Raw genomic sequence first — 19,867 nt, 5'->3', positions numbered from 1 at the left:
ATTAAAGAGGGGAAAACGGGTGCTAAAGCTAGGTATTCCCCGAACTACTTCCTAAAACCGGAGCCGGAAGCGTGAAGCGGGCTGGATAGCTTTTGCGGGCCCTTTTGCCTACCTTCGCCTTTGCAAAATACCTCCCGAGTGAAGAACATCCGCAATTTCTGCATCATTGCCCACATCGACCACGGCAAGAGTACCCTCGCCGACCGGCTGTTGGAGTTTACCAGCACCGTGGCCAAGCGCGACATGCAGGCCCAGCTGCTCGACAACATGGACCTGGAGCGCGAGCGGGGCATTACCATCAAGAGCCACGCCATTCAGATGCAGTACCCCTACAAAGGGGAAATCTACACGCTGAACCTCATTGACACGCCCGGCCACGTCGACTTCAGCTACGAAGTAAGCCGCTCCATTGCCGCCTGCGAAGGAGCCTTGCTCATCGTGGATGCCTCCCAGGGCATCGAGGCCCAGACCATCAGCAACCTGTACCTGGCCATTGGCGCCGACCTGGAAATCATTCCGGTCCTGAATAAGATCGACCTGCCCCACGCCATGCCCGAGGAGGTATCCGACGAAATCGTGGACCTGATCGGCTGCGACGTAGAGGACATTATCCACGCCTCGGGCAAGGCCGGCATCGGCATCGAGAACATTCTGAACGCCATCTGTGAGCGGATTCCGGCCCCGAAAGGCGACCCCGAGGCCCCGCTGCAGGCCCTGATCTTCGACTCGGTGTTTAATTCCTACCGCGGCATCGAGGTCTTGTTCCGCATCAAGAACGGCACCATGCGCAAGGGCGACAAGCTCCGCTTCATGGCTACCGGCAAGGAGTACGGCGCCGACGAAATCGGTATCCTGGGCCTCAACCAGGAGCCCCGCCCCGAAATGAGTGCCGGCAACGTCGGCTACCTGATTTCCGGCATCAAGGAAGCCCGGGAAGTAAAGGTGGGCGACACCATCACCCATGTGGCCCGGCCCACGGCCGAGGCCATTGTCGGCTTCGAGGATGTGAAGCCGATGGTATTTGCCGGTATCTACCCGGTGGATACCACCGAGTACGAGGAGTTGCGCTCCTCCATGGAAAAGCTGCAGCTCAACGACGCTTCCCTGGTATGGGAGCCCGAGACGTCGGCGGCCCTGGGCTTCGGCTTCCGCTGCGGCTTTCTGGGCATGCTCCACATGGAAATCGTGCAGGAGCGCCTCGAGCGGGAGTTCAACATGACGGTAATCACCACCGTGCCCTCGGTGCAGTTCCACGCCATCGGCTCCAAGGACCAGCTGCTGATCGTAAACGCGCCCTCGGAGATGCCCGAGCCCAACCTGATGAAGCACATCGAGGAGCCCTTCATCAAGGCCCAGATCATCACCGCGTCCGACTATGTGGGGGCCATCATCACCCTGTGCATGGAAAAGCGCGGCATCATCAAGGGCCAGTCCTACCTGACGAGCGAGCGGGTGGAGATGAACTTTGAGCTGCCCCTGTCCGAGATTGTGTTTGACTTCTTCGACAAGCTCAAGACCATCAGCCGGGGCTACGCCTCGCTCGACTACGAGCTGATCGGCTTCCGGGAGTCGGACATGGTGAAGCTCGACATTATGCTCAACGGCGAGAAGGTCGACGCGCTGTCGGCCATCGTGCACCGCTCCAAAAGCTACGAGTGGGGCAAGCGCATCTGCGAAAAGCTGCGCGAGCTGCTGCCCCGTCAGATGTTCGACATTGCCATTCAGGCCAGCATCGGGCAAAAGATTATTGCCCGCGAAACCGTGAAGGCCCTGCGCAAAAACGTAATTGCCAAGTGCTACGGCGGCGACATCTCCCGTAAGCGCAAGCTGCTCGAAAAGCAAAAGGAGGGCAAAAAACGAATGCGCTCCGTCGGCTCCGTCGAAATTCCCCAGGAAGCCTTCCTGGCCGTTCTCAAAATCGATTAACTCTAAACGCGCCTCCAACCGGGGCGCGTTTTTTCTGATATCCGTACACTTCTGTTTCGCTCGTATGAATAAAGCTTCCGCTCCTGCCGTTCCCGGCGCTTCCGTCACTGACGGTCCCCTCATCATCGATGGCAAGGCCACGGCCGAGGAAATCAAGGTGGAAATTGCCGCTGAGGTCGACCAGCGCCGGGCGGCGGGTCTGAAAGTGCCCCACCTGGCCGCTATTCTGGTTGGCCACGACGGCGGCTCCGAAACCTACGTGCGCAACAAGGTGCTGGCCTGCGAGCGGGTGGGGTTCGGCTCCACGCTGCTGCGCTACGAAGACGACATCACCGAAGCCGAGCTCTTGGCCAAGGTGGCCGAGCTGAACGAGGACCCGGAAGTCGACGGCTTTATCGTCCAGCTCCCGCTGCCGCGCCATATCAGCTCCGACAAGGTTATTCAGGCCATCCGACCCGAGAAGGACGTCGACGGCTTCCATCCAATGAACATGGGGCGGATGGTAGCCGGGTTGCCCGCCCTGCTGCCCGCCACGCCCTCCGGCATCGTGGAGTTGCTGGCCCGCTACCGCATCGAAACCGACGGCCGGCACTGCGTGGTCATCGGGCGCTCCAACATCGTGGGGACCCCGGTCAGCATCCTGCTGGCCAAAAACCTGGAGCACGGCAACTGCACCGTCACCCTCTGCCATTCCCGCACGCGCAACCTGGCTGACATCGTCCGGACCGCCGACATCGTGGTGGCGGCGCTGGGCCGGCCCGAGTTCGTGACGGCCGACATGGTGCGCCCCGGCGCCATCGTCATCGACGTGGGTACCACCCGCGTAGCTGATGCGTCGAAGAAAAGCGGCTACACGCTCAAGGGCGACGTTTGCTTTGCCGAAGTGGCTCCGAAGTGCGCGGCCATCACGCCCGTACCGGGCGGCGTAGGGCCCATGACCATCGCGATGCTGCTGCAGAATACCCTGCGGGCGGCCAAGGGAGACGTGTACCCGCGCTAGCCCGGTTATTCAGCCCGGGAACTTTCAAAAATGCGGACGTTGTACTACTTTTAATGTCCGGCCGTTAGCCGGCTGCGTAGGCTTTACCCTTTCGCACCTGATTTTTCGGCGGGTTTACCTGTATTATCTCGTTTTGCTCTACACACTTCCCTTAGCCGATAATCCGGCAGTCCTATCACCTGTGCCGGTAGCCACGCTGCCGGTAATGGAACAGTTCTACACCATTCAGGGAGAGGGCTACAACACGGGCCGCGCGGCGTATTTCGTGCGCCTGGGCGGCTGCGACGTCGGCTGCCACTGGTGCGACGTGAAAGAGTCCTGGGATGCCAGCGTGCATCCCCAGCTAGCTCTGTCCGACGTGGTAGCCGCGGCGACGGCCCACCCGGGACGCAACGTGGTCGTAACCGGCGGGGAGCCGCTCATGCACAACCTGACGGGGCTGACGGCGGCGCTGCACGAGGCCGGGTGCGCTACCTGGCTGGAAACATCCGGCGCTTATCCGCTCAGCGGGAAGTGGGACTGGATCTGCGTATCCCCCAAGAAATTCAAGGCGCCCCTGCCCGAAGTGCTGCTTGAAGCTCATGAGCTTAAAGTGGTAGTATTCAACAAGACCGACTTTCAGTGGGCCGAGCAGCATGCCGCCTTGGTGGGGGAGCATACCCGCCTGTACCTGCAGCCCGAGTGGAGCCGAAACGCCGCCATGATGCCGCTGATTGTGGAGTATGTAAAGCAAAACCCGCGCTGGCAGGTTTCCCTGCAGACCCACAAGTATCTTGATATCCCCTAGATTCTGCTTATGCTTCGTTTGCTATGGGTTCTGGTTGTGCTGGGTGGGTTGAGCAATGGGTTTGCACTCCCGGAAGCAGCGGCTCAGGGCCGTTCGCCCCTGTCGAATACCAAGGCCCGCCACCTCTACGAGAAAGCCCAGGAACAGGCCCGCAACCGGGATTTTGTCAAGGCAATTGAAACCCTGACGGTCCTGAACGAGAAATTTCCTTCCATGGGCGAGCCGTACCTGATGAAAGGCTCCCTGCTCAAGACCATGGGCGAAAACCGCCGCGCCTACGAGGCTTATAAGGAAGGCCTCAGCAAGATTCCCTACGACGCTACCCGAACCCTGGACTACTACCTGCTGGCCGAGCTGTCCATTACCCTGGGCGACTACCAGACGGCGGCCATGGGCTACCAGAACTACCTGAAAGCCGCGCCCAAAGGGCAGCGCAACACCATCCGGGCCCAGCGCCAGCTGATCAACTGCGAGTTTGCCGTGAAAGCCATGACCAAGCCCGTCAGCGTGGTGCCCGAGCGCCTGGGCAGTCCGCTCAATACGTTTCGCTACCAGTACTTCCCGGCTCTGACGGCCGACAGCCGGTTTCTGCTGTTTACGGCCCGGCCGAATGTGCAGAGCGACGAGGATCTGTTTCTGAGCCAGCTGAACAAGGATGGCTCAATGGGCGCCCCGGTTCCGATTTCCAACGCCATCAACACACCCTACAACGAGGGCGCCGGTACCATTTCCGGTGACGGCAAGACCCTGGTGTTTGCGTCCTGTGACCGGCCCAACGCCGTGGGAAACTGCGACCTGTACATTTCCCGTCGCACCGGGAACGCGTGGAGCAAGCCCCAGAACCTGGGCTACAGCGTGAACTCCCCGGAATGGGACTCCCAGCCCACACTCTCGGCCGATGGCCGGACGCTGTACTTTACCTCTACCCGTCGCGGCGGCAAGGGGCAGGAAGATCTGTACGTTACGACCATGCAGCCCAACGGCATCTGGACGGCGGCCCGCAACCTGGGCGAGCCCGTGAATACGCCCGGCAAGGACATGGCCCCCTTTATCCACGCCAGCGGCACGACGTTGTACTACGTGACGGACGGACTGCCCGGCATGGGGGGCCTGGATGTTTACCGCTGCGAGCTGAACACCGGTAAGTGGGCGGCCCCGGTAAACATGGGCTATCCGTTCAACACCTTCGAGAATGAGGCCTCCGTGTTTATTACCTCCGACAACCGCCGCGGCTTCTGTTCCCGCTCCCGGGCCGAAAAGGCCGGCGTAGCGCCGGAGCGCGACCGGCCGGTGGAATTGTTCGGCTTCGAGGTGGCGCCCGAGATGCGGGCCCGCGAATCCAGTACGTTCACCCAGGGCCGGGTATTCGACGCCGTCACGAAAAAGCCGATTCAGGCCGATGTGCAGCTCTATGACCTGCAGACCGACGAGCTGGTGCAGTATGTGACCAGTGACCCGGTAAACGGGGATTACACCGTAGTGCTGAACGAAGGCCGGCAGTACGCCATGTACGCCGCCGCCGATAAGTACCTGATGAAGAGCTTAAGCTTTGACTACTCCGACAAGCGCCGCTTTAACCCGCTCACGCTGGACCTCTACCTTTCACCGGTGAAGACGGGCAACAATATTGTGCTCAATAACCTGTTCTTCGACACCAAGGAGTATGAGCTCAAGCGCAACTCCCGCACCGAGCTCAACCGGCTGGTGCAGTTTATGCAGCAGTACAAGGCCATCAAAGTGGAGATATCGGGGCATACCGATGATGTAGGGGCCGATGCGGACAACATGACCCTGTCGCAGAACCGGGCCCGTTCCGTGTACGACTATCTGGTGCAGAAGGGCATTGCAGCCTCCCGGCTCCACTTCAAGGGCTATGGCGAAACCCGCCCGCTGGCACCCAACGACTCCGAAGACGCCCGCCAGCAGAACCGCCGGATCGAGATTAAGATACTCTAGACACTTGTTTCTGGTAAAATTCAATGAAAGACCTGCCCTGTTGGCAGGTTTTTTCTTTTTAGTGATACTTTCCCTAATAGCTTGAAAGATTAGATAATCAGGCTTTTACGCAAATTGGGTTAAATGCTTAAGTTAGAATAGTTATACGATTTATTTGTTTTGTTTAAATTTTATGGTATATTTGAATCGAACATCGGATGGCACTTTTAACAGATATGACGCTTCCTGCCCTTTGCCCTTGCCTGCCAGTCGATGTTAGGTAGCATCATATCCTTCTTTTCTCCCAAACCCATCATTTACATGAAAAAAGCCCTTCTTATCTCCTGCATAGTCGTTGGCTTGCAGGGGGCTACATTGTTGAATGCGGCGGCACAAAGCGAGCTGTCGGTCGGCAATGAGATTTCCAGCAACACCCGCAACCGGGCCGCCAACCTGACCCGGGCCATTGCCGGGCGGGTGCACCTGGACGAAGGACAGTATGTGCGGTTGAAGGACCTGAATACCCGGTTTATTGCTGAAATGGACGATCTGCAGATTCGCTTTGCTGCCGATCCTGCCATTCTCGATGAGCAGCTTCTCAACGCCCAGCACCTCTACGACAAGGAGCTGGCCATGCTGCTCCGGCCGAAACAGCTGCTGGCCTATCAGCAGATGCGCTCGGGAATGACGGCCTACAGCGACATGCCCCGGTAGTCAGATGTGCTCAGGCAACAAAAAAGCCCGCTGCAGAGCGGGCTTTTTTGTTGGGGTACGGTGTGGGCTTACTTGCGCTGGTCGATGCTGACGTAGTCACGCTCCAGCTCGCCGGTGTAGATCTGACGCGGACGGCCGATCGGCTCCTTGTTCTCGCGCATCTCTTTCCACTGGGCAATCCAGCCGGGCAGGCGGCCCAGGGCAAACATTACCGTGAACATCTCCGTGGGAATGCCAATGGCGCGGTAGATGATGCCGGAGTAGAAGTCAACATTGGGATACAGCTTGCGCTCCACGAAATACGGATCGGTGAGGGCAGCCTGCTCCAGCTCCTGCGCGATTTTCAGCAGCGGATCCTCAATGCCCAGGGCCGTCAGCACCTCGTCGGCAGCCTTCTTGATGATCTTGGCGCGCGGGTCGAAGTTCTTGTACACGCGGTGGCCAAAGCCCATCAGGCGGAAGGAGTCGTTCTTATCCTTGGCCTTGGCGATGAACTTGCTCGTGTCGCCGCCATCCTTCTGAATCTCCTGCAGCATCTCCAGCACTTCCTGGTTGGCGCCGCCGTGCAGCGGACCCCACAGGGCGTTGATACCGGCCGAAACCGAGCCGTAGAGCGAAGCATTGGCCGAGCCCACCAGGCGCACCGTGGAGGTCGAGCAGTTCTGCTCGTGGTCGGCGTGCAGGATCAGCAGCTTGTTGAGGGCACTCACCACTACCGGGTTCAGCTCGTACTTCTCCGTGGGGAAGCTGAACATCATGTACAGGAAGTTGGAGGCGTAGTCGAGGTCGTTGCGCGGATAGTTCAGCGGGTGACCCATCTGGTTTTTGTACGTCCAGGCGGCGATGGTCGGCAGCTTGGCCATCAGGCGAATGACGTTGAGGTCGATTTCCTCCTTGCTCAGGTCCGGCGACACGCTTTCGGGGTAGAAGGCGGTCAGCGAGCAGATCAGGCTGCTCAGGATGGCCATGGGGTGAGCGGCCGAGGGGAAGCCGTCGAAAATCTTGCGGACATCCTCGTGCACCAGGGTGTGCTTGGTGATCTGGTTGCTGAAGTCGGTCAGCTGGTCCTGGGTGGGCAGGGCGCCGTAGATCAGCAGGTACGCTACTTCCAGAAAGGTTGACTTCTCCGCCAGCTGCTCGATGGGGTAGCCGCGGTAGCGTAGAATGCCTTCTTCGCCGTCGAGAAAGGTGATGGCGCTCTTGGTGGCGCCGGTGTTCTTGTAGCCCGAATCAAGCGTGACGTAACCGGTCTGGTCGCGCAGCTTGCCGATGTCGAATGCCTTTTCGTGTTCCGTGCCTTCGATGACGGGCAAGGTGTATGATTTCCCGTCGAGGATAATCTCAGCAGACTCTGCCATAAGCGTTAGTTGGAGTGGGTTGCGGGGGCGAAACTAATGAAATGCCGGCAGGGCGGAAAGCGCCTTGCCGGCGCGCAAGCTAGCCACCAAACCGCGAAAAACAGCCGGTACAGCCAGAAATTTCCCCACGCCGGGGGTGGCCAAAGCGAAAAAGGACAGCTGACTGCCTATTTACCAATGCAGAACTGGGTGAAGATGCTCGTGAGCAGGTCGTCGGAGGAAATCTCCCCGGTGATTTCACCCAGCGAAGCCAGCGCTTGGCGAAGGTCGGCGGCCAGCAGCTCGGTGCCCGTGCCGGTGCCTAGGCCAAGCAGCACCTCGCCCAGCGCCGCCTGGGTGGTTTCGAGGCTGCGGGCATGGCGCAGGTTGGTAACGATGGTGGAAGCGCCGGTGCGGTCCAGGCCCTGCCCGCGAACCTGGCCGAGCAGGGCTTCGCGCAGCTCATCGAGCCCGTCGCCCCGGGCCGCCGCTACCAGCACCGTGCCCGGCTGGGCGGCAAAGGCGTCAATCTCGGCATCCGACGCCACGTCACGCTTGTTGCCGACGGCCAGCACCGGAATGGCACCATCCGGGTTTAATGCCTCAATTTCCGCTGTAACCTGGTCGGCGGAAGTGGTCGTGAGGTCAAACAGATAAATCAGCAGTGCCGCCTGCCGCACCCGCTGCCGGGTGCGCTCCACACCCATGGCCTCTACCACGTCTTCAGTGTCACGCAGGCCGGCCGTATCTACGAACCGGAAGCGGATCCCGTCCAGGCTGACTTCGTCTTCAATCAGGTCGCGGGTGGTGCCGGGAATAGCCGAAACCAGGGCGCGCTCCTCGTTGAGCAGGGCGTTGAGCAGCGTCGACTTGCCCGCGTTGGGCTTGCCGGCAATGACGGTGGTAACGCCGTTCTTGATGACGTTGCCCAGTTCAAAGGAGCGCAGCAGGCGTTTTACGACCACTTGAATCTCCTGTAACAGCGCTGTCAGACCGGTGCGGTCGGCGAACTCGACGTCTTCCTCCCCAAAATCCAGCTCCAGCTCCAGCAGGGCGGCAAACTTCACCAGCTGGGCGCGCAGGTCGCGCAGCTCCTGGCTGAAGCCCCCGCGCATCTGCTGCAAGGCCACCTGGTGCGACAAGGCCGAGTCGGCGGCAATCAGGTCGGCCACGGCCTCGGCCTGGGCCAGGTCGAAGGCCCCGTGCAGGAAGGCCCGCTTGGTGAACTCCCCGGCTTCGGCCAGCCGGGCCCCGCGGCGGATAAACAACGTCAAAAGCTGCTGCACGATGTAGTCGGAGCCGTGGCAGCTGATTTCAACGACGTCTTCGCGGGTGTAGGAATTCGGCCCCCGAAAAAGCGACACGACGACTTCGTCGAGAATGCGGCCTTCGTCGCGGATAGTACCGTAGTGTAGCGTATGGGAAGCCTGCTCGCGCAGGGGTTTACCGGCAAACACGGCATCGGTCAGGGCAATGGCCTCGGGGCCCGAAAGACGGACCAGGGCAATAGCCCCCGCACCGGGGGGCGTGGACAACGCCACAATAGTATCGGCCAGGGCCGGGGGCAGGGAAACAGACACAGGCAGGGCAAAAAGCTGGAGCGACAAAGTTACGGCCGCTTCGGCAGGGAACCGGTTCCGGCCAGAACCGGGCGCTAGGAACGGCTCGGCGTGAGCTGTCCGGCCACGAACAGGTTGCGGCTTACTTCAGCGGAAATCAGTGTTTTGTTTTTCTTGTTTACTCTAATTTCCAAAGAGTTGTCGAAAGGAACTTTGTCCAATACTTCAATGCGCGCGCCCAGGCTGAGGCCCATCTTGTCGAGGTATTGCAGGAACGCCGCGCTGGTATTTTTTACGGCCATCAACAGGGCCTGCTCTCCGGCTTCGAGCTCGGCCATGAGCCGGTAGGTGGGCCGTATGATGGCGCCATCCTCGGTGGGAATAGGGTCGCCGTGGGGGTCGAGCTGGGGGAAGTTCAAAAACGCGTCGAGGCGGCGCATCAGCAGCGGGGACTGCAGGTGCTCCATTTCCTCGGCCACCTCGTGCACTTCGTCCCAGCTGAACCCGAGCTTCTCCACCAGAAATACCTCCCAGAGCCGGTGCCGCCGGATGGTGCTCAGCGCCAGACGCCGCCCTTCGGTGGTAAGCGACACGCCCCGGTAGCGCTGGTAGTGCAACAGACCCTTTTCGCCCAGGCGCCGCAGCATGTCCGTCACCGAAGCGGCCCGGGTCTGCAGCACCTCGGCAATGCGGTTGGTGCTCACGTCGCTGCCCGGCTCCGCTTCCGACAGCTTGTAAATAGCCTTCAGGTAATTTTCCTCGGTGTAGCTGGGCATTCTTTTTTAATTAGTAATTAAGAATTAGTAATCAAGAATTGACTTCGCCTTAGCCACCACGGGATGGGTAGCAGAGACAATTACTAATTCTTAATTACTAATTATTAATTCAAAGAGCTACCAACGGATCAGGGCGGAGGCCCAGGTGAAGCCGCTGCCGAAGGCAGCCAGGCAAACCAGGTCGCCGCGCTTGATCCGGCCTTCACCCACGGCTTCGCTCAGGGCAATGGGGACGGAGGCCGCCGTGGTATTGCCATAGCGCTGAATGTTGCTGTACACCTTCTCGTCGGGCAGCTGCATCTTCTGCTGCACAAACTGGGTGATGCGCAGGTTGGCCTGGTGAGGAATCAGCATGTCGATATCCGAGGGCTGGTAGCCATTTTGCTCCAGGGCTTCCTTGATAACTTGGGGAAAGCGGACCACCGCGTGCTTGAACACGTTCTGCCCGTTCATGTAGGGGTAGAGCTCCAGCTCGTTGTCCAGGATGTACTGCACGCGCCCGTCCCGGTTGGAGCCGGGCTCGCGCACAATCAGCTCCTCGGCAAATTCGCCCTGGGCGTGCAGGTGCGTGCTCAGGATACCGGCGCCTTCGCGGTTCGTGGGCCGCAGCACCACGGCTCCGGCTCCGTCGCCGAAGATAACCGAGACACCCCGGCCGCGGGTGCTTTTGTCGAGGCCCGAGGAGTGAATCTCGGAGCCAACCACCAGCACGGTGTCGTACATGCCGGTCTTCACAAACTGGTCGGCCATGCTCAGACCGTACACGAAGCCCGAGCACTGGTTGCGCACGTCGAACGCCGGCACGTTGTCCTTGATGCCCAGCTCCCGCTGCAGCAGTACGCCGGAACCGGGAAAGAAGTAGTCGGGCGAGAGCGTGGCAAAGACAATCATCTGCACGTCGTCGGGCGTGAGCCCGGCCATTTCCAACGCTTTGCGGGCCGCGTTGGCGCCCATGTTGGCCGTCGTGTCCTTGCCTTCCTCAAACCAGCGCCGCTCTTTAATGCCGGTACGCTCCTGGATCCACTCGTCGGTGGTTTCCATCAATTCGGTGATATCAGCGTTGGTAACCACGCGGCTCGGCACGTAATGGCCGACGCCAGCAATTTCAGAATGGCGGAGTGTGCTCATGTTATAGGTTTTGGGCGGGAAGGGCGCACAAGGTAAGAAAAGCTGCGCCTCATTTGCTAAACGGAACCGGAAGCCCGGGGGTTAGCGCAGCTGATCGAACACGGCCGACAGCCGCCGGCCTTCCGTCGACCACAGCGCGTCGGCCGGGATGCCACGGGGGTAAAAGCGCCGACCGGCCAGGCGCTTAATGATCGGTTCGACTACCAGCTCTTCCCCAAAAGCTACCGGGAAGCCCGCTTCGTTGCGGTCGGTAATTTCCTGCCACAGCGGATTTTCCGGAATCAGCACGGGCAAGCCGCTGGCCAGGTACTCGTAAAGCTTGGTCGGAATGCAGCGCCAGGAGCTGGGGTGAGGCCGGTAAGGCAGCAGGCCCGCGTGGCTGCGCCCGATTTCCCGGATAATCTCGTCGTGAGGCACCAGCACTTCGCCGCCTACTATCCGCAGCCAGGAGGCGTGCCGGGCTCCGGCTTCCCGCAGGTAGGCAAGCGTGGCGGATTGCTGGCAGAAACCGATAATGGTGAGTTCCAGGCCGGGCCAGCCGGTTCGGAGCGCGAGGGCAAAATCTACGGCCTCGCGGATGCCGGTCAGCTCGGAGATGGTACCGGAAAACAATAGCCGCAGCGGCTCCCCCGGGCCCGGCAGGGGCGGGCGGCTACTTACCAGCGTCGGGTTGCCCGGGGGCGGCTGGTACTTGTTTTCGAGAATTACGGTACGGCCCGCCGTGGCGAAAGGCAACTCGTCGGCATAGCTTTGTTCGGCCAGCAGCACCTGGCTGGCCCGTTTCGCCGCAAACGTCTCCAGCCCGCGCACGAACCGGGCCAGCAGCCCACGCACCCAGGCTGGGTACACCTGCTGGGTTTGAATATTGAGCGCGTAGTTTTCGCGTACGTCGTAGAGAAAGCGGCGCTGCCGGCCGAGTTTTTGCCAGAGCAGCGTGAGGGGCAGCAGCTCAGGAGCATGTACCACGACGACATCGGGCTGCACCCGGCTCAGCACCTGCCAGTAGCCGAGCTGGGCTCTCAGGCGGGCCAGGCTCAGGCGGGAGCCGCGAAACAGCACATGCTGCCCAATGCCGGCAAGTCCGGCCCGGGGGGGAGAGCCGGCGGCCCGGCCCGCTACGTGCACCTCAAGCCCGGGCTCCGCAGCCAGGGTTCGGGCAAACTTCTCGTACATGCGCGTGTCGTCGACCGGCTTCAGCACGGAAGCCAGCAGCACCACAAGGCGCCGGGGCGCGGCAGGAAAGAGAGGAGCAGCCAAGCAGTTGGGAAAGCCGGGGCGAAACCGGGCGTTGCGGCCAAAGATGATACTTTTGCGCCAGAACATCTTTTTCAACTCCGCACCATGACTGACCTGCAAACCACGATAGAAGCCGCCTGGGCCGACCGCAGCCTGCTTCAGCAGCCGGCTACTACCGCCGCCATCAACACCGTAATTGAGGAGCTCGACAAAGGCCGGCTGCGCGTGGCCCAGCCCGGTGCCGACGGTCAGTGGCAGGTAAACGACTGGGTGAAAAAAGCCGTCATCCTGTATTTCCCCATCCGGCAGATGGAAACCGTTGAAGTCGGCCCCTTCGAGTTTCGGGACAAGATGCAGCTCAAAACCGGCTACGAAACCCAGGGCGTGCGCGTGGTACCCCCGGCCGTAGCCCGTTACGGCGCCTATCTGGCTCCGGGCGTGATTATGATGCCCAGCTACGTGAACATCGGTGCCTGGGTGGGCGAAGGCACCATGGTGGATACCTGGGCCACGGTGGGCTCCTGTGCCCAAGTGGGCGCCGGCGTGCACCTAAGCGGAGGGGTGGGCCTGGGCGGCGTACTGGAGCCGGTACAGGCGGCTCCGGTTATCATTGAGGACGGCGCCTTTATCGGCTCCCGCTGCATCCTGGTCGAAGGCTGCCACATCGGCAAGGAAGCTGTTATCGGGGCCGGCGTTACCATCACCGGCAGCACCAAGATTATCGACGTTACCGGACCCGAGCCCCGGGAGTACCGGGGCTTCGTGCCGGCCCGCTCGGTTGTCATTCCCGGCTCTATTCCCAAGCAGTTCCCGGCCGGGGAGTACCAGGTGCCCTGCGCCCTGATTATTGGCCAGCGCAAGCCCAGCACCGACCTGAAAACGTCGTTGAACGACGCCCTGCGCGACTTTGGCGTATCGGTGTAGCGCCGGCTTGCAACCTTTCGGCCGCCACCCGCCTCTTATCCTCGTGCAGTTGAACAAACAGCTGAAAAAAAGCCGTTGCCGAATTTAAAATGAAGAACCTTTATTTGATGTTGCTTGCCTGCGTAGGCCTCACTTCCTGCAGCGCCGACTTTGATGTAGAGCCGGGTTCCCTGGTGGCCGATATTGGAGCTGAATTCCCCCTGTACTACCGGCAGATGGCCGTGCTGCAGGTTCCTACGGCCACCTCGACGCTGCCAAACCAATTGCGCATCACGGCCGTGGACCTGCGCGACTACCGCTGCCCCGACAATGCCAAGTGCCTGACGTACGTGCCCAGCGAAGCCACGCTGCGGGTGGAAGTGTCGCCGTCGTACGACCAGTTTCTGAACGTCAAGATTGACCCGGCCGACTCCCTGGTGGTGAATACCGGCGGCACCAGCCGCTTGGTTATCTACGCCAAGGAGTTGCGGCCCGGCACCGGGCCCGTCAGCTCCCGTACCCCGGTCAGGAATCTTTCGGTGGTGCTGCGGGTGCTCCACCGGCTGTAGCCTTGGGCTGCTGACTACTTAAAAAAGGCTCATCCAAGCGGATGAGCCTTTTGCTTTTAACGCGGCAAGCTGCTTAGGCCGTTTGCTTGAGCTTATGACCAAACACAGCCTTCACCTTGTCGACCTTGCTTTTTACCACGAACTGGCAATAGGGCTGGCTGCCGTTCAGGTTGTAGTAGTTCTGGTGATAGTCTTCGGCTGGATAAAATGTCGTCAGGGGCACGATTTCAGTGGTAATGGGCTGGTCGAAGGCGCCGGTCTCGGTCAGCTTCTGCTTGTAGTGCTCGGCCAAACGCTGCTGCTCTTCGGTATGGGTGTAGATGCCCGAGCGGTACTGGGTGCCGGTATCGTTGCCCTGCCGGTTGAGGGTCGTGGGGTCGTGGGTTTTCCAGAAAACCTCCAGCAGCTCTTCGTAGCTGACAACGGCCGGATCGAAAGTAACCTGGATAACTTCGTTGTGGCCGGTCAGGCCGCTGCAGACTTCTTTATAGGTGGGGTTGGCAATCCGTCCGCCGGTGTAGCCTGATACAACTTTCTCAACGCCTTTCAGATTCTGAAATACGGCTTCGGTGCACCAGAAGCAGCCGCCGCCAAATGTGGCTTGTTCCATAGGGAGGTAATAAGGTCAGGTCCAAAAACAGTTTCTCTATAAGCGGATTGCCCGGGGTAAGGTTTCAAAAGCGCAGCCGTAGCCGCGGCACCGCCCCTCATTCGCCGGGAAGCCTGCCGGGGCTGCCGCAGCACACGCAGGCTTCATGATTATGCCGGAGGCAGGAGCTTTGCCTCGGCAAGGGCGGGCCGACAAGCAGCAGTACCTTTCTTAGTTGCAAAAGTGCTGCCTTGGCGCCAAAAGCCCGGCGCGGATGGGAGCGGGGCAGCTTCGGCTCACCTAAGAGGCCCAGTCGGAGCTCAACCTGTAATACGAAACTGCCTTCCCGTTTTCACGGGAAGGCAGTTGTTTTGAAGTCGGAAAGCAAGATCCTGATTTACTTGCGGAACCGCTCGGCCAGCACCAGCTCCTTGGTGCCGTGGCCCCAGGTGTAAAATCCTTCGCCTGACTTCACGCCGAGGCGACCAGCCATGACCATGTTTACCAGCAGGGGGCAGGGAGCGTATTTCGGATTGCCCAGTCCCTCGTGCAAGACCCGCATAATGGCCAGGCAGACGTCCAGGCCAATAAAGTCGGCCAGCTGAAGCGGACCCATGGGATGGGCCATGCCCAGCTTCATGACCGTGTCAATTTCAGCTACCCCGGCTACGCCCTCGAACAGGGTGTAGATGGCCTCGTTGATCATAGGCATCAGGATGCGGTTAGCCACGAAGCCCGGGTAGTCGTTGACTTCCACCGGGGTTTTCTCAAGCTGCCGCGAGAGGTCCATCACCTGCTCCGTAACGGCATCCGACGTGGCGTAGCCGCGGATTACCTCTACCAGCTTCATTACCGGCACCGGATTCATGAAGTGCATCCCAATAACCTGGGCCGGGCGCTTGGTGGCGGCGGCAATGCGCGTAATGGAGATGGAAGAGGTGTTGGAGGCCAGTATCGCCCCGGCCGGCGCGTGCTGGTCCAGGTCGCGGAAGATCTGCAGCTTCAGCTCCACGTTCTCGGTGGCAGCCTCTACCACCAGCTGCACATCGCGCACACCTTCGGCCAGGGTGGTGTGGGTGGTGATGCGGCCCAGGGTGGCCGCTTTATCCGCCTCGCTGAGGCTGCCTTTGGCCACCTGCCGGTCGAGGTTTTTACCGATGGTGCCCACGGCCTTGTCGAGGGCCGGCTGGCTGATATCAATCAGGGCCACGGGAAAGCCATGCTGGGCAAACACGTGGGCAATACCGTTGCCCATCGTACCCGAGCCAATTACGGCGACGTTAATCATAAGCGGAAAGCAAAACAGGGTGGGAAAACAAGGCCCTTACCGCGCGCCAAGGGCCCGGGCGGGGTTCGGCAAAGCTAAGTCGAAATTAAACACCACTCTTCGTCGGCTAGCGTTTGGCAAGCCTGGCTTCGAGAAAAAGTAAATAATATTTGCTTCGGCTAAAAAGCGGCATTTCAGAGGTTTCAGCCCACTTTAGGAGCCGGCCGACTTTTAAATGCCATAATTTTTTTTTTAGAATATATCCTTTTCATAGAGGGCGCGTACAAATCCGCAAATCACCCTCCCAGCATACTCCAACCGGGGTACAGCTGCTGAACAGGTGGTTTGTTCTCTCCCTTCCAACAAACCAAACACCTTCCAACCATGGGAAATCTGCTGTATCTCATCGCTGTCATTCTGGTCATCATCTGGGCAATTAGCTACTTCGGTGGCTTCTATAGCGGCGGCATTATTCACGTGCTGCTGGTAATTGCAATTATCGTGATTCTGCTCCGCGTAATTCGCGGAGGCACGGTATAGCCCCGCTGACCTTTTCGGCCTGATCCGAAAAAATAAAAGTCAAAAAGCAAAAAAGAAGCTACTCCTCACGGGGTAGCTTCTTTTTTTGCTCTATCTAAACTCTATTTAATTTAAAAATCGAGTTCTTCAAAAACGGACGAAAAAAGACCGGTTTTTTGCTGGTCAGCGCTATTTCAGATTGAAAAGAAAGCAGAAACGAATAACCGGCTGACCGTAGATATCGTTGATGCCGTCGTTGAAATTATAAAGCAGCACGATATCGGCGGCGGCCCGCTGGCTGAACTGCTGGCGGTAGCCCAGACCGGCCAGGGGCGTGTTGACCTGCAGCGTCTTTTTGGTGATGGCCCCGGTGATCTGGTCCTGGTAGAGTACCTGCGCGTACGTCGTTTCGTATTCGGCGTGCACGAACAACTCGTCCAGAATCACAAACTGACTAAACACCTTTACGCCGTAGCTGCTGGTGCTGTAGCTCTCCGTACGGTTGTTGCCGGGGAAAGAGAGGTGATTATACGCGTAGGTGATTCCGGGCCCGACGGCGAGTCGCTCGGTGAGGCGGTAGCCCAGAGCCGGAGAAATGTTGGCGCTGAACTGACTGCCGGCATTGCCAAACCCACTAAAGCCCAATCCAAAGTTTGAGTAGAGAAACAGCTTCTGCAGCAGCTCCGGCTGGCCCGTACCCCGGCCGGCAGTAGGAAACCCGTCGTCCAGCGTGCCGCCGTTGACCGAGGGGTTGGTGGGCGCCGGAGTGGTCGGCCGCCGCGGCGCATCGGCCGGCGGCCCAGTGTTCAGCTGGGGTTTTACGGTAGACGTGCTGTCGGGCACGGTCTGGGCCCGGGCCGCAGGGGCAAGCGCCAGGGCCGAGCCACCAAGCAGCAGGGCAAGCAGGGTACGTTTCATACGCAGGATAACGAGGAAGAGGTCGGTACTAGGATACCAGCTGATACATCCGCTTCCGCAGCGCCTTGATGGTCTCGTCGGCCAGGTACTCCTCGTAGCTCATGCGCCGGTCAATGATGCCGTCGGGCGTAAGCTCGATGATGCGGTTGGCAATGGTTTCGACGAACTGCAGGTCGTGGGAAGTAAAGATCAGGGTGCCCGGGTACTCGCGCAGACTGTTGTTTAAAGCAGTGATGCTTTCCAGGTCCAAATGGTTGGTAGGGTCGTCCATCACCAGTACGTTGCCGCTTTCCATCATCATCTTGGACAGCATGCAGCGTACTTTCTCGCCCCCGCTCAGCACGTTGGACTTTTTCTGCGACTCCTCGCCCGAGAACAGCATCCGGCCCAGGAACCCGCGAATAAACGACTCGTCCTTTTCCACGCTGTACTGCCGCAGCCAGTCAACCAGGTTCAGGTCGGTGTCGAAGAACTCGGCATTTTCCTTGGGGAAGTAGCTGGGCGTAATGGTGGTGCCCCACTTAAAGGAACCGGCGTCGGGCTGGGTTTCCTCGAACAGGATATCGAACAGGAGGGAAGCGGCCCGGTCGTCGCGGCTGATGATGGCCACCTTGTCTTTCTTGTCGAGTGCGAAGCTCACGTTGCGGAACACCGGCTGCCCGTCTACCGACTTGCTCAGGTTTTCGACCGTGAGCAGCTGGTTGCCGGCCTCGCGCTCGGGCTTGAAGGCAATGTAGGGGTATTTGCGCGACGACGGCTTAATTTCGTCCAGGGTCAGCTTCTGCAGCAGCTTCTGGCGCGAAGTGGCCTGCTTGCTCTTGGAGGCGTTGGCCGAGAAGCGGCGCACGAACTCCTCCAGCTCCTTGCGCTTGTCCTCGGTCTTCTTGTTGATGTCCTGGCGCTGACGCAAAGCCAGCTGGGAGCTTTCGTACCAGAACGAGTAGTTGCCCGGGTACATGGTGATCTTCGAGAAGTCCAGGTCGGCCATGTAGTTACACACCGCGTCGAGGAAGTGACGGTCGTGGCTGACCACGATTACCGTGTTCTGAAACGAGTCGAGGAAGTTTTCGAGCCAGAGCACGGTTTCGGCGTCAAGGCCGTTGGTGGGCTCGTCGAGCAGCAGCACGTCGGGGTTGCCGAACAGGGCCTGGGCCAGCAGCACCCGCACCTTGTCGGAGCCGCCCAGGTCGCCCATGAGCGTGTAGTGCTTGTCTTCGCCTATGCCCAGGCCGGAGAGCAGCTCAGCTGCTTCGTACTCGGCATTCCAGCCTTCGAGGTCGGCAAACTCGCCTTCGAGCTGGGCGGCCCGCTCGCCGTCGGCGTCGGAGAAATCGGCCTTGGCGTAGAGGGCGTCTTTCTCCGCCATCACCTTCCAGAGGCGGGTGTGGCCCATAATGACGGTCTGGAGCACCTGGTTCTGATCGTAGGCAAACTGGTCCTGACGCAGTACCGACAGGCGGGCCCCGGCGGGCATGTCCACCGAACCGGTGTTGGGCTCAATCTCGCCGGAAAGGATTTTCAGGAATGTCGACTTACCAGCCCCATTGGCCCCGATCAGGCCATAAACGTTGCCGGGCATGAACTTAATGGTAACGTCTTCGAACAACACGCGCTTGCCGTAGCGCAGGCTTACGTTGGAGGTACTAATCATAATGGGGAAAAGGCAGGGGAAGGAAAGACGGCCCGGTGGCCGGCCCGATTACAAAACAAGCCCACAAAAGTACGCAAAATGCCTTGCGCCCGGGTCGGAAAAACGAAAATAGCCGGCTCTGGTCGTCTTGACACACCGGGTAAGGGCCGCTCATTTTCAGCGGGTTGATTTTCAAAAAGCTGCGCTCAGACCGTGGAAATCAAAAAAAACGGCCAGCTGGACAACATCCGCCAACGGAAAAGAGTATAGTAAAACCATGTTGTACTGGTCGGCTTCCTAACACGCCGGGCGTGAGGGGCAGTTCCGCCAGACGACGCTGACCTATCGACTTAACTTTTCCCTCCTCCCATGAGTGACACGCGCATAACCCCCGAGAAAAACGGGATTCGCTACGGCCTGCTGACGGCAATTGGTATGGTGGTCTACTTTATCGTAGCCTCGCTGATTGGTTTGACCGACCGGATTGAGTACAGCTTCCTGAACGCCATTATCCTTGCCATCGGCGTGTGCATGGCCATTGCCCGCTTTAAGCGCTACAAGGAAGACCGGATGCCCTACCTGCAGGGCTTCGGCACGGGCATCATCACCGCCATGGTCGCCTCGGTTATTTTCGCCCTTTTCTTCATCGTGTACACCCTCATTAAGCCTGACATCATGAGCAACATCCGGGCCCGGGACCTGTTCGGATTCGACTTGTCGGTTACCATTGCCTTCCTGGCCATCATCCTGCAAGGCGCCATGTCGGGCGTTATTATTTCCCTGGTTGCGATGCAGTACTTCAAAAGCCCTGACCACAAGCCAATGCAGGGTCTCGAATAAGTTTAGCGACCAGCGTAACCTTAAGCCCACTTTACTAGTAAAGTGGGCTTTTTTGTGTGCCTGTAGCACTGACTTATTCGTGTAGGCACTGATAAACATCGATTTACCGGAACCTTGTAGCTGGTGCGCTTTGTTGAAATATGCCGACCAGATAGGAAAAAACATTGCTGCACCGCTTCGCAATCCTCTGATCGGGCAATCACCTTTACTAGCCTGCTGACCGTAGCAAGTCGG

At 59.5% G+C, this 19,867-nt stretch carries 18 protein-coding genes; 9 read left to right on the top strand and 9 right to left on the bottom strand.

Annotated features, from left to right (window positions below):
* Window positions 1–138 precede the first annotated feature (138 nt).
* The 5 genes from lepA to LJY25_RS00705 all read left to right on the top strand — a co-directional run bounded on the left by lepA (window position 139) and on the right by LJY25_RS00705 (window position 6,362).
* Window positions 139–1,926, top strand: a complete 1,788-nt coding sequence (gene lepA, locus LJY25_RS00725; protein ID WP_227606888.1) for a translation elongation factor 4 — start codon at window positions 139–141, stop codon at window positions 1,924–1,926.
* Between the two features lie 64 nt (window positions 1,927–1,990).
* A complete protein-coding gene (locus LJY25_RS00720; protein ID WP_227606299.1) occupies window positions 1,991–2,926 on the top strand; it encodes a bifunctional 5,10-methylenetetrahydrofolate dehydrogenase/5,10-methenyltetrahydrofolate cyclohydrolase in 936 nt (311 codons plus the stop codon).
* Between the two features lie 205 nt (window positions 2,927–3,131).
* On the top strand, window positions 3,132–3,713 hold the full coding sequence (locus LJY25_RS00715; protein ID WP_227606298.1) for a 7-carboxy-7-deazaguanine synthase QueE: 582 nt from the start codon (window positions 3,132–3,134) through the stop codon (window positions 3,711–3,713).
* Window positions 3,714–3,722: 9 nt separating this feature from the next.
* Window positions 3,723–5,669, top strand: coding sequence for an OmpA family protein (locus tag LJY25_RS00710; RefSeq protein ID WP_227606297.1), 1,947 nt, complete (start codon window positions 3,723–3,725; stop codon window positions 5,667–5,669).
* Window positions 5,670–5,969: 300 nt separating this feature from the next.
* The gene (locus tag LJY25_RS00705; RefSeq protein ID WP_227606296.1) at window positions 5,970–6,362 is read left to right on the top strand and encodes a hypothetical protein; all 393 of its coding nucleotides are present in this window, start codon (window positions 5,970–5,972) and stop codon (window positions 6,360–6,362) included.
* A gap of 68 nt (window positions 6,363–6,430) precedes the next feature.
* Here the strand turns inward: LJY25_RS00705 and LJY25_RS00700 are convergent, their stop codons facing one another.
* The 5 genes from LJY25_RS00700 to LJY25_RS00680 all read right to left on the bottom strand — a co-directional run bounded on the left by LJY25_RS00700 (window position 6,431) and on the right by LJY25_RS00680 (window position 12,419).
* Entirely contained in the window at window positions 6,431–7,720 is a 1,290-nt protein-coding gene (locus LJY25_RS00700) for a citrate synthase (protein ID WP_227606295.1), read from the bottom strand.
* 167 nt (window positions 7,721–7,887) lie between these two features.
* A complete protein-coding gene (mnmE, locus tag LJY25_RS00695) occupies window positions 7,888–9,279 on the bottom strand; it encodes a tRNA uridine-5-carboxymethylaminomethyl(34) synthesis GTPase MnmE (RefSeq protein WP_227606294.1) in 1,392 nt (463 codons plus the stop codon).
* Window positions 9,280–9,353: 74 nt separating this feature from the next.
* Complete coding sequence (locus LJY25_RS00690) at window positions 9,354–10,034, bottom strand: metal-dependent transcriptional regulator (RefSeq protein WP_227606293.1); 681 nt, start codon at window positions 10,032–10,034, stop codon at window positions 9,354–9,356.
* Window positions 10,035–10,151: 117 nt separating this feature from the next.
* Window positions 10,152–11,162, bottom strand: a complete 1,011-nt coding sequence (locus LJY25_RS00685) for a 3-oxoacyl-ACP synthase III family protein (protein WP_227606292.1) — start codon at window positions 11,160–11,162, stop codon at window positions 10,152–10,154.
* A gap of 81 nt (window positions 11,163–11,243) precedes the next feature.
* Window positions 11,244–12,419, bottom strand: coding sequence for a glycosyltransferase family protein (locus tag LJY25_RS00680; protein WP_227606291.1), 1,176 nt, complete (start codon window positions 12,417–12,419; stop codon window positions 11,244–11,246).
* Window positions 12,420–12,503: 84 nt separating this feature from the next.
* On the opposite strand from LJY25_RS00680, the gene LJY25_RS00675 reads away from it, so the two are divergent.
* Both LJY25_RS00675 and LJY25_RS00670 read left to right on the top strand, forming a co-directional pair.
* Window positions 12,504–13,322: a 2,3,4,5-tetrahydropyridine-2,6-dicarboxylate N-succinyltransferase gene (locus LJY25_RS00675; protein ID WP_227606290.1), complete on the top strand. Its 819-nt coding sequence runs from the start codon at window positions 12,504–12,506 to the stop codon at window positions 13,320–13,322.
* 89 nt (window positions 13,323–13,411) lie between these two features.
* A complete protein-coding gene (locus LJY25_RS00670; RefSeq protein ID WP_227606289.1) occupies window positions 13,412–13,870 on the top strand; it encodes a hypothetical protein in 459 nt (152 codons plus the stop codon).
* Window positions 13,871–13,943: 73 nt separating this feature from the next.
* Here LJY25_RS00670 and msrA read toward each other — a convergent pair whose 3' ends face one another.
* Together msrA and LJY25_RS00660 are read right to left on the bottom strand one after the other, a co-directional pair.
* Window positions 13,944–14,480 carry a peptide-methionine (S)-S-oxide reductase MsrA gene (gene msrA / locus LJY25_RS00665; protein ID WP_227606288.1) on the bottom strand — a complete coding sequence of 179 codons (537 nt, stop codon included), beginning with the start codon at window positions 14,478–14,480 and terminating at the stop codon, window positions 13,944–13,946.
* Between the two features lie 376 nt (window positions 14,481–14,856).
* Entirely contained in the window at window positions 14,857–15,747 is an 891-nt protein-coding gene (locus LJY25_RS00660) for a 3-hydroxyacyl-CoA dehydrogenase family protein (RefSeq protein ID WP_227606287.1), read from the bottom strand.
* 363 nt (window positions 15,748–16,110) lie between these two features.
* Between LJY25_RS00660 and LJY25_RS00655 the strand changes: the two genes are divergently transcribed.
* The gene (locus LJY25_RS00655; RefSeq protein WP_227606286.1) at window positions 16,111–16,266 is read left to right on the top strand and encodes a lmo0937 family membrane protein; all 156 of its coding nucleotides are present in this window, start codon (window positions 16,111–16,113) and stop codon (window positions 16,264–16,266) included.
* A 168-nt stretch (window positions 16,267–16,434) separates the two neighbouring features.
* Here the strand turns inward: LJY25_RS00655 and LJY25_RS00650 are convergent, their stop codons facing one another.
* Complete coding sequence (locus LJY25_RS00650; RefSeq protein WP_227606285.1) at window positions 16,435–17,163, bottom strand: hypothetical protein; 729 nt, start codon at window positions 17,161–17,163, stop codon at window positions 16,435–16,437.
* Between the two features lie 28 nt (window positions 17,164–17,191).
* Entirely contained in the window at window positions 17,192–18,814 is a 1,623-nt protein-coding gene (locus LJY25_RS00645; RefSeq protein ID WP_227606284.1) for an ABC-F family ATP-binding cassette domain-containing protein, read from the bottom strand.
* 348 nt (window positions 18,815–19,162) lie between these two features.
* Here LJY25_RS00645 and LJY25_RS00640 point away from each other — a divergent pair, with 348 nt between their 5' ends.
* A complete protein-coding gene (locus LJY25_RS00640) occupies window positions 19,163–19,633 on the top strand; it encodes a DUF4199 domain-containing protein (protein ID WP_227606283.1) in 471 nt (156 codons plus the stop codon).
* The last annotated feature ends 234 nt before the right edge of the window (window positions 19,634–19,867 follow it).

Source organism: Hymenobacter translucens (assembly GCF_020685205.1).
GTDB classification, from domain to species: domain Bacteria; phylum Bacteroidota; class Bacteroidia; order Cytophagales; family Hymenobacteraceae; genus Hymenobacter; species Hymenobacter translucens.
The sequence above is the reverse complement of the archived record's forward strand: the minus strand, read 5'-3'. Positions and strand labels throughout refer to the sequence as shown.